Origin of the sequence: Mesorhizobium sp. M1182 (assembly GCF_040318335.1) — a bacterium.
Classification (GTDB): Bacteria; Pseudomonadota; Alphaproteobacteria; order Rhizobiales; family Rhizobiaceae; genus Mesorhizobium.
This window is the reverse complement of sequence record NZ_JAMYMD010000018.1, coordinates 102,526-111,956: the sequence shown is the minus strand read 5'-3', so window position 1 is coordinate 111,956 and position 9,431 is coordinate 102,526. Positions and strand designations below refer to the sequence as shown.

Sequence of the window (9,431 nt, the reverse complement as noted above, 5' to 3'; positions counted from 1 at the left end):
AGCTCGAAAGCGCTTGACCTCAACATGCCGAATAGAGAAGTGCTTCAGGACTGCTGCAACCCGGACTTTTTCAACACTATCGGTGGTTTGCGGACGATTAGGTATTCTTTCGCTAGTTCGCTGTGGGGCTGTTGCTCCTATAAAGTGCACGAAAGAAACTCTTGGAATAGCGATCGTACCAAGCGGCAGCCCACTCGCCGACAAGTCGCTCTGTCGACGACACCCTACGCCGGTAGTCGACTGTTCGGCGGATACCTCCTTCTTCCTCAAGCTCGATGTCCAGGTGAGTAAACTTTGGGGCCGCATCCGAAAACCTGAGATACATGTATGCAAACACCGCGATATGACGTTTACCCATTGATAAGCAACGATTTTCAATCGCCACCACCGCAGACTGGACTGTGGCGAAATCCTCTAGCCTAACCGCTCGTTCTAGACGAACGAAGTCAAGGAACAATCTCCGGTCGGTAATTGCAAGGTTGCCGTCGGCCGTGTCTCGAACCCCGTGCGACAGCAGTTTTTGCGCAACAAAGCGATAAATAGACGCCATTCGCCGGTCTCATTTTCATTTGCGAGGCAGGACATAGCATGCGGACTAACCCTAGTTCTTGTGAACTGGGCGCCCTTTTTGAGGTCGTCTCCCACTATTCAGTGGGCATTAAGCATTGGATTCTCGCTAGAACGCACTGACATAGAGGCCGCCGTCGACCGGTATGTTCTGACCGGTCAGGTAACCGGCATGGACCGAGCACAGGAAGGCGCAGATCTGGCCGAATTCCTCCGGTGTACCGAGCCGTTTGGCCGGAACGTTGGCTGCTGCTTGCGCTTTGCGCGCGGCGGCGGCGGCTGGATCTTCGGGCGTGCCGGCCTCGTGCGGGCCGCGCAGCCGGTCGGTGTCGAGTTTTCCCGGCAGCATGTTGTTGATCGTCACATTGCGGTCGATCACCGTCCGCGCGACGCCGGCAAGCAACGAAGTGAGGCCGGCGCGGGCGCCGGACGACAGGTCGAGGCCGGGGATAGGCACATAGACCGACAGCGAGGTGATGTTGACGATGCGGCCGAAGCCGCGCACCGCCATGCCGTCGATCACGGCCTGAACCAGTTCGACAGGGGTCACCATGTTCTGGGTGACGCCCTCGAGGATCTTTTCGCGGTCGAGCGCGCGGAAATCGCGAAACGGCGGACCGCCATTGTTGTTGACGAGGATGTCGGGATCGGGGCAGGCGGCAAGCAGCGCCTTCTGGACATCGGGCTTGGATACGTCGCCGACGATTTCGGTCACCTTGACGCCGAATTTCTCGCGCAGTTCAGCGGCGGTTTTGGCCAGCACGTCGGCGTTGCGGCCATTGATCACCAGATCGCAACCTGCCTCTGCCAGTGCCATGGCGCAGCCGCGTCCCAAGCCTTTGCTCGAAGCGCAGACGATGGCCTTCTTGCCGCGAATGCCGAGATCCATGGTGATTTTCTCCTCTGATTGCCGCGGCAACCTATCCGGATGGCTGGACCAATCGCAACCGTCATACGGTTGTTGCATGAATCGGGGCATAGGCTCAGGCGAAAGCAACGGTGACAAATGATGTACGGCGCAGAGCCTCGCACTTTCCGCAGCATGTTCATCTCCGACGTCCATCTCGGATCGAAGGCGGCGAAGGCCGAATTCCTGATCGATTTCCTGCGCCATCACGATGCCGATATCATCTATCTCGTCGGCGACATCGTCGACGGCTGGCGCCTGAGACGAAGCTGGCATTGGCCGCAAAGCCATAACGACGTGATCCAGAAATTGCTGCGCAAGGCGCGCAAGGGCGCCAGCATCACCTACATCGCCGGCAACCATGACGAGTTCGCGCGACAGTTCCAGGGCGTTCATTTCGGCGGCATTGTCGTCGCCGACCGCGCCATCCACGACACCGCCGATGGCAAACGCCTTCTTGTCATCCATGGCGACCAGTTCGACACCGTCGTCCATAATGCGCGCTGGCTGGCCTATCTCGGCGACTATGCCTACGACGCGGCGATGCTGCTCAACCGCGTCATCACACGTCTGCGCCAGGTGCTCGGCTTGCCTTATTGGTCGTTCTCGTCCTGGGCCAAGGTCAAGGTCAAGAAGGCGGTGAATTTCATCGGCTCGTTCCAGACCGTGCTGACCGAGGAGGCGCGCCGCTCGCATGTCGACGGCGTGATCTGCGGGCACATCCACCATGCCGCGATCGAAAGCTATGAGGACGTGCAATACATCAACACGGGCGACTGGGTGGAGAGCTGCACGGCGGTGGTCGAGCATTTTGACGGCAGGATGGAGATCCTGCACTGGGCGCATGTCCTGCCGGAGACTCCGGTCGGCAGCGAGGTGCTCGTGCCGATCGACATCAAGGGCAGGGCAGTCCAGGCGGCTTGACCAAATCCGGCCGCATCTCGCTTCAATCGGTTAGTCCAGCGGTTTCATCGACTTTTTCGCCGTGTTAAGCAGCGGCAGGTGTGGCGGGCCGACCCGGCTGAATGCCGTGCCGTCGGATCGCCTGTCAATGTCCTCGCTGCCGCCGCTTTCGCCCGAACAGCTCGTCAAGCCACGCCATTTCGAACTGCGCATGAGCTTGATCTTCTTTACGCTCTTTGTTCCGCTCGGGACGCATGTGCCGTATTTCCCGCTGTGGCTGCAGGCGAAGGGGTTCCATGCCGAACAGATAGCCGTGATCCTCGCCGCGCCGATGTTCCTGCGCGTGGCGACGACGCCTTTTCTTACTGCGCTGGCAGACAAAGCGAGCGACCGCGCCAATGTCTATGTTGCGCTGGTCGCCGCATCGCTGATCCTGTCCGCCGGCTACCTCCTGCCGCCGACCTACGCAACGGTACTTGCCGTGTCGCTGGCCCTGACGGTCGTCTGGACGCCGCATTCGCCGATTGCCGATTCGCTCGCCCTTTCAGGTGTTCGCCGCTTCGGCTCGAATTACGCAAGCATGCGCAAATGGGGCTCGATCTCCTATCTCTGCGCCAATCTCGCCGGCGGTTTCATCCTGTCGGCGAGCGGTGCCCAGGCTGTCCCGGCGATCATCTTCGCGGCGCTGTGTGCCGCGCTAGCCGCCGGACTGATTGCGCCGCGCCTCGGCCGTCCACGCCGCGCCTCGCCGCTTTCGGCCGCCGATATCCAGCAATCGGCACCGAAACTCCTCAACCGGTACTTCCTCTATTTTTCGACGGGCGTCGGCGTCATCACCGCCAGCCACGCATTTCTCTACGGTTTCGTGTCGATCTACTGGAAATCGATCGGCATCAGCGATTCGGTTGTCGGGCTTCTGTGGGGGTGGGGCGTCATCGCCGAGATATGCATGTTCGTCGTTTTCACCCGCGCTTTCGCCTCCTTCTCGGTCGTCTCGATCATGCTGATTGCCGGGATTGGCGCGATCGTGCGCTGGTTCGCCTTTCCGCTGATCTGGCCGCTTGGGCTTGGCGTTGGCGGGTTTTTCGCGATCCAGACGCTGCACGCGGTTTCGGTGGCGCTGGTGCTGATCGGCCTGCAAAAGATGATCGGTGAGACGGTCGCGGAAGAACGCACCGGGGCGGCGCAAGGCATCGCCTACTTCTCCAATGGCTTCTTCATGGCGGCGGCGACGCTGATTTCCGGTCCTCTTTACGACCGCTTCGGCGCGAATGGCTTCTTTGCGATGATCCCGATCGCCCTGACGGGCCTGGCTCTGATCGGGCTTGCCGCGCGTTCAGCCCCACAGCGCCCGCTCGGGCGGTGACACCAGCGAACCTTGGTAGACGAGACCGGGAACGCGGTCGCTGGCCAGCAGCAGCGGACCGTCGAGATCGACGAAATCGGCATCCTGCGCCAACAGCACGGCCGGCGCAATCGCAAGCGATGTGCCGACCATACAGCCGACCATGACACCAAGACCCAGTTCCCGGGCGCGGTCGCGAAGCACGAGTGCAGCGGTCAGGCCACCCGATTTGTCGAGCTTGATGTTGACGGCGTCGTAAAGGCCGACAAGCGCTTCAAGGTCCTTCGCCTCGTGCACGCTTTCGTCGGCACAGATCGGTACCGGATGTGCGATGTGGCGAAGAATACCGTCATGTCCCGCCGGCAGCGGCTGTTCGATCAAGGCGATACCGTGCTCGGCGGCAAAGGCGAGGTTTGCGACGATATTGTCGACATTCCAGCCCTCGTTGGCGTCGAGAATGATTCGGCTGTCGGGTGCTGCCGCCGTCACTGCACGGATGCGCGCGATGTCGTTGTCGCCGCCGATCTTGACCTTGAGTAGCGGGCGCTGGGCGTTGGCGCGGGCCTGCGCCGCCATCGCCTCCGGCTCGGCGAGCGACAATGTATACGCCGTCTCAAGCGATCGTAACGGAACGGTTCGTATCGTATGCGCCACCGGTGTTCCGCTGATCTTCGCTTCCAGGTCCCAGAGCGCGCAGTCGATGGCACTGCGTGCCGCGCCGGCAGGCATGGCATCGAGCAGGGCGATGCGGCTGATGCCGCGCGCGATCTCGCTGCGCATCGCCTCGATCGCGTCGCGCACACACTCCATGGTCTCGCCATAGCGCTTGTAAGGGACGCATTCGCCGCGTCCTGTACGGCCGTTTTCGGTGATGGCGCAGGAAATCACCTCCGCTTCGGTCTTCGAGCCGCGCGAAATGGTAAAGGTCCCGGCTATCGGAAAGCGCTCGGCCTCGACCGAAATGACACGCGCCATATTTTTCTGCTCCGGCTGTGCAACAAGGAGGATATCGGCAAATCGACAGGTCGGCCCCGTCAGGCTAAACAGGACGCCATGTTGACCATCCGCAAACGCGACGCAAGCGGCCCTGCCAAGGAGCCCGATCACCAGCCGCGCATCGCGATCGGCGAGGAGGGCGGCGTTCTCGGCTGCGCTTTCTCGGGAACCTGGACGACGCGCACCGTGGCGCTGGTCGATGCCGAGATGCGCAAGATCGAGAAGCGCAGCGGCTTCAAGACGCTGGCGCTCGACCTTTCACAAATCGAGAAGATGGACACAGCCGGGGCGTGGCTGATCGACCGCCTGGTCAGCAGCTTCGAAAAGAAGGGCGTCGAGATCACGATGCAGGGGCAGAGCGAGATAGCCTCGATCCTGCTTGGCGCCGTCGGGGACGCCGTTCGTCGCGAGCCCGAATCAGGTCCGGCAAAGCCGCCCAACTTCATCATTCGCGGGCTCGAGGCGGTAGGTCGGCGCGTTTATGAGATGCGCGACGATTTCCTGGCCGCAATGAATATCCTCGGCGCCACGATACGCGGCTCTCAGATGAAGCTTGGCCGCGGCCATGCCGTCAACATGGCGGCGATCTTCAACCAGATCGATCGCATGGGTGTCGGCGCTATACCGGTAGTCGTGCTGATGTCGGCCATCGTCGGTGCGATCGTCGCCCAGCAAGGCGCCTATCAGCTCAGTTATTTCGGCGCCGACATCTTCGTCGTCGACCTGGTCGGCGTGCTGATCCTGCGCGAGCTCGGCGTTTTGATGACGGCGATCATGATCGCCGGCCGCTCCGGTAGCGCGATCACCGCCGAGATCGGCTCGATGAAGATGCGCGAGGAGGTCGATGCGCTGAAGGTGATCGGCCTTAATCCAATCGGCGTGCTGGTGTTTCCGCGGCTGGTCGCGCTGGTCGTCGCGTTGCCTTGCCTGACGATCATCGCCAACTTTGCCGCACTGGGCGGCGGCATTTTGGCTGCATGGCTCTACTCCGATATTGCACCGGCAGCGTTCATCGACCGGCTGCGTGTCGCAATCGATCTCAGCACCATCTTTGCCGGCCTGATCAAGGCGCCGTTCATGGCCATGATCATCGGCATAATTGCCTCGGTCGAGGGCATGAAGGTTGGCGGCAGCGCCGAATCGCTTGGCCAGCATGTGACCGCCTCCGTGGTGAAGTCGATCTTCGTGGTCATTATCCTCGACGGGCTTTTCGCCATGTTCTATGCAGCGATCGAGTTCTGAGATGGCGCTGCCGGGCACAAACACGACCAAGGTGGCGGCGAAAGCCAAAGAAGACGAGATCGTGCTGTCGGCGCACGACGTCACGGTGTCGTTCGCCGATCAGGTCGTTCTCGACAAACTGTCGCTCGATATCTGGCGCGGGGAGATTCTCGGCTTCGTCGGTGCCTCCGGTGCCGGCAAATCTGTTCTCTTGCGCACCATCCTTGGCTTGACGCGCAAGCAATCGGGAACAATCAAACTGTTCGGCGTCGACGTCGAGAAGGCAACCGAAAGGGAGCGCCTTCGCATCGACATGCGGCTTGGCGTGCTGTTCCAGCATGGCGCCCTTTTTTCGGCGCTGACGGTCCTCGAAAACGTTCAGGTGCCGATGCGCGAATATCTCGATTTGCCGAAGAAGCTGATGGACGAACTTGCCATGCTCAAGGTCGAGCTGGTCGGACTGCCGCCGGATGCGGCGCAGAAATTCCCCTCCGAGCTCTCGGGCGGCATGATCAAGCGTGCTGCGCTGGCGCGCGCCCTGGCACTCGACCCGGACATCGTTTTTCTCGACGAACCGACGTCCGGGCTCGATCCGATCAGCGCGGCTGAGTTCGACGAATTGGTCGTCAAGCTGCGCGATACCATGGATTTGACCGTGTATATGGTCACGCACGATCTCGACACGCTGTTTACGGCGTGCGACCGCGTGGCGGTGCTTGGCAAAAAGAAAGTGCTGGTCGAGGGCACGATCGACGACATGCTCAGGAGCGAGGAACCCTGGGTAAAATCCTATTTCCGCGGAAAACGCGCCCGGCAACTTGATCTTGCGGCGCGCGCATAGCCATAAGTGAGCAATGGAAACCAGGGCCAACTACGTCATTGTCGGCATTTTCACGCTGGCCGCGATCCTCGCGGCTTTCGCTTTCGTCTATTGGACGGCGGCAATCGGCGAAAAGGGTGAGACGACGGTGCTGCGCGTGCGCATTCCAGGCTCCGCTTCGGGGCTCGGCCGTGGCAGTTTCGTGCTGTTCAATGGCGTCAAAGTCGGCGACGTGCGCCGTGTCTATATCGACGTCGACAATCCGACCGCTGCTATCGCCGACACCGAAATAGACCGGAATACACCTATCACCAAGTCGACGCAGGCCGATATCGGGCTTGCCGGCCTCACCGGCCAGGCCAACATCGAGCTCAAGGGCGCCGACCCCAAGGAGCCAAAACTTCTCGACGAGGCGGAAAAGGAAGGCCGTGTCGCCGAGATCGTCGCCAATCCGTCGGCGGTCACCAACCTGCTGCAGACGGCGCAGAACATCTTCACCCGCGCCGACAAGGTTCTTTCGGAGCTCGAAGGCTTCACCAAGGATGTTCGCGGGCCGCTGACGCAGACCGTCAACAATGTCCAGACCTTCTCCGATGCACTGGCCAGGAACGCGGACGGCGTCGACAAGTTCCTGGCTAGCGTCAGCTCGCTGGCGGACGAACTGAAGGGTGTTTCGGGCAAGCTCGACGGCACCCTGAAGGCGGCGGAAGGGCTACTCAACGCCGTCGACAAGGACCAGATCAAGAGCATCGTCGCCAATGTCGACACAGTCACTTCCAACCTGAAGGAAACCAGCAAGCAGTTCGACACGGTCATCAAGAACGTGGACACCGCGGTCGGCTCGATCAACGACTTCGCCCAGAAGACGCAGGGCACGCTGGCCAAGGTCGACGGCGTTCTCGACGGCATCGATCCGGCTGAGGTTCGCACCGCGCTGGCCAATATCCAGAAGGCCAGCGAAAACGCCAACGAGGCTGCCGCCGACATCGCCAAGGTGACCAACAAGTTCGCAAACCGAGCCGACGACATCGATGAAACCATCAAAGACGCGCACCAGCTCGCAGGACGCCTCAACGATGCCTCGGTGCGAGTCGACGGTATCCTTGCCAAGGTCGACAAACTGCTCGGCTCCGGTCAGGCCGACGGCGTCATGGCCGATGCGAGGGCGACGCTCAAATCGTTCAAGCAGGTCGCCGACACGCTGAACGCCCGCCTCGGCACCATTACCGACAATCTGGCGCGGTTCTCGGGACAGGGGCTGCAAAACGTCGAAGCGCTGGTCCAGGACAGCCGCCGTTCGATCAACCGCATCGAAGAGGCGGTAACCGATCTCAGCCGCAACCCACAACGGATTTTGTCCGGCGGCGAGGGCGAGGTCCGGCAGTTCGACGGCAGGGTGCGCCGTTGACTTCGGCCTGCGCCCACCGCAAGAACAAAGCTTGCAGATGCGCGTTGTTTCCACGATCCGGGGGGGATCGCGTTTGAAGTCGATCAGTTCAGGCAGCATCACATCGGGTGGGTCTAAGGTTGGGGCGGTGTTGCTGGCGCTTTCGCTAGCAAGCTGCGCGGCTTTGCCAGGCGGCCGACCGGCGCCGCTGGATACGTTCGAGCTTTCGGCGCCGTCGCTGGAAGCGCGTGCCCACAGCCGCCGCCAGATCCTCATCGCCCAGCCATCGGCGCTCAAGGCGCTGGACAGCCAGAACATCGTCATCAAGCCATCGCCGCGATCGATCCAGTATCTCAAGGGCGCGCAATGGGCCGACCGGCTGCCGATGATCGTACAGGCGCGGCTGGCAGAGACGTTCCAGCGCTCGGGCAGCTTCACCGGCGTCGGCAAGCCAGGCGAGGGGCTGGCGATCGACTATCAGGTGATCGTTGAGATCCGCTCGTTTGAGGTGCGTGTCGATGGCGGCGAACATGCCGAGGTCGAGCTGTTCGTGCGCCTATTGAATGACCGCAACGGTGAAGTGCGCGCTTCGAAGACGTTTAGCGCCATCGCGCCCGTTTCGGGCAATGGCAACCAGGCCTATGTCGGCGCGCTCGATGCCGCGTTCGGCGATGCGGCCGGGCAAATCGTCCGCTGGACGGACACCGTGATCTGAACCGGGCTAGCTGCTGTGAGGCGGCTGGAGACCGAAGCAGCTCACGGAGCGTATTCGACAAGCGTATGATCTTCGCCCGCGAGTTCATCGTTGATGATTGAGGCTATGGTTTCCCAATCACCTCCAGCCAGCCCTGCGCCAATTTTCGGGTAGCCGATTCTTTTGCCCGCGAATTTACCTTTGACGGCCTGCATGACTTTTCGAATTGCCTGGTAGTCGGCTTTCACGCCTTTGCCCTGCCAATGGAACTGAGTGTAGCCATTGACAACATGGAAAATGCGGCTGCCTCGCTTGATTTCGGCAACGGATATGCTTCCCAGCTTGGCTGGGTCACCCTTCAATGTCGCGCAATCCGCAGCATATGCTTCGGGAAAACGCTGCTTTATGGAAAGAGCAATTCCTTTGCCCATCTGGCACTGGCAGTTGCATCCATGCACAATGACATCGAACGTTCCGTCGAGCGCAAGCTGAAGCAGATCACCGCGAATTGTCTGCATTGCCACGAGATACCGGCCTCTGCTCTGGGCGCAAACATCCGACCAAATCAGGAGATTTGCGGACTATCTTTTT

General features: G+C 61.1%; 10 protein-coding genes. 6 read left to right on the top strand and 4 right to left on the bottom strand.

Features of this window, described 5'->3' with window-relative positions:
* Positions 1-112: 112 nt before the first annotated feature.
* On the bottom strand, positions 113-550 hold the full coding sequence (locus NKH33_RS20905) for a hypothetical protein (protein ID WP_352471736.1): 438 nt from the start codon (positions 548-550) through the stop codon (positions 113-115).
* Positions 551-676: 126 nt separating this feature from the next.
* Positions 677-1,456, bottom strand: coding sequence for an SDR family oxidoreductase (locus NKH33_RS20900; protein ID WP_352471735.1), 780 nt, complete (start codon positions 1,454-1,456; stop codon positions 677-679).
* 120 nt (positions 1,457-1,576) lie between these two features.
* On the opposite strand from NKH33_RS20900, the gene NKH33_RS20895 reads away from it, so the two are divergent.
* Positions 1,577-2,398 carry a UDP-2,3-diacylglucosamine diphosphatase gene (locus tag NKH33_RS20895; RefSeq protein ID WP_502896459.1) on the top strand — a complete coding sequence of 274 codons (822 nt, stop codon included), beginning with the start codon at positions 1,577-1,579 and terminating at the stop codon, positions 2,396-2,398.
* A 127-nt stretch (positions 2,399-2,525) separates the two neighbouring features.
* Positions 2,526-3,743: an MFS transporter gene (locus NKH33_RS20890; RefSeq protein ID WP_352921241.1), complete on the top strand. Its 1,218-nt coding sequence runs from the start codon at positions 2,526-2,528 to the stop codon at positions 3,741-3,743.
* On the opposite strand, the gene dgcA is transcribed toward NKH33_RS20890, so the two are convergent.
* Complete coding sequence (dgcA, locus tag NKH33_RS20885) at positions 3,714-4,697, bottom strand: N-acetyl-D-Glu racemase DgcA (protein WP_352921239.1); 984 nt, start codon at positions 4,695-4,697, stop codon at positions 3,714-3,716. The two genes, NKH33_RS20890 and dgcA, sit on opposite strands and share 30 nt — an antisense overlap.
* Positions 4,698-4,775: 78 nt before the next feature.
* Between dgcA and NKH33_RS20880 the strand changes: the two genes are divergently transcribed.
* From NKH33_RS20880 to NKH33_RS20865, 4 genes are read left to right on the top strand one after another with little or no spacing between them, the layout of a single operon-like run.
* A complete protein-coding gene (locus NKH33_RS20880; RefSeq protein WP_352613793.1) occupies positions 4,776-5,960 on the top strand; it encodes an ABC transporter permease in 1,185 nt (394 codons plus the stop codon).
* A gap of 1 nt (position 5,961) precedes the next feature.
* Entirely contained in the window at positions 5,962-6,780 is an 819-nt protein-coding gene (locus tag NKH33_RS20875) for an ABC transporter ATP-binding protein (protein WP_352613792.1), read from the top strand.
* 13 nt (positions 6,781-6,793) lie between these two features.
* On the top strand, positions 6,794-8,167 hold the full coding sequence (locus NKH33_RS20870; RefSeq protein ID WP_352816443.1) for an MlaD family protein: 1,374 nt from the start codon (positions 6,794-6,796) through the stop codon (positions 8,165-8,167).
* A gap of 37 nt (positions 8,168-8,204) precedes the next feature.
* Positions 8,205-8,861: an ABC-type transport auxiliary lipoprotein family protein gene (locus tag NKH33_RS20865; protein WP_352471800.1), complete on the top strand. Its 657-nt coding sequence runs from the start codon at positions 8,205-8,207 to the stop codon at positions 8,859-8,861.
* Between the two features lie 41 nt (positions 8,862-8,902).
* Here the strand turns inward: NKH33_RS20865 and NKH33_RS20860 are convergent, their stop codons facing one another.
* The gene (locus NKH33_RS20860) at positions 8,903-9,358 is read right to left on the bottom strand and encodes a macro domain-containing protein (protein ID WP_352448960.1); all 456 of its coding nucleotides are present in this window, start codon (positions 9,356-9,358) and stop codon (positions 8,903-8,905) included.
* Positions 9,359-9,431 lie beyond the last annotated feature (73 nt).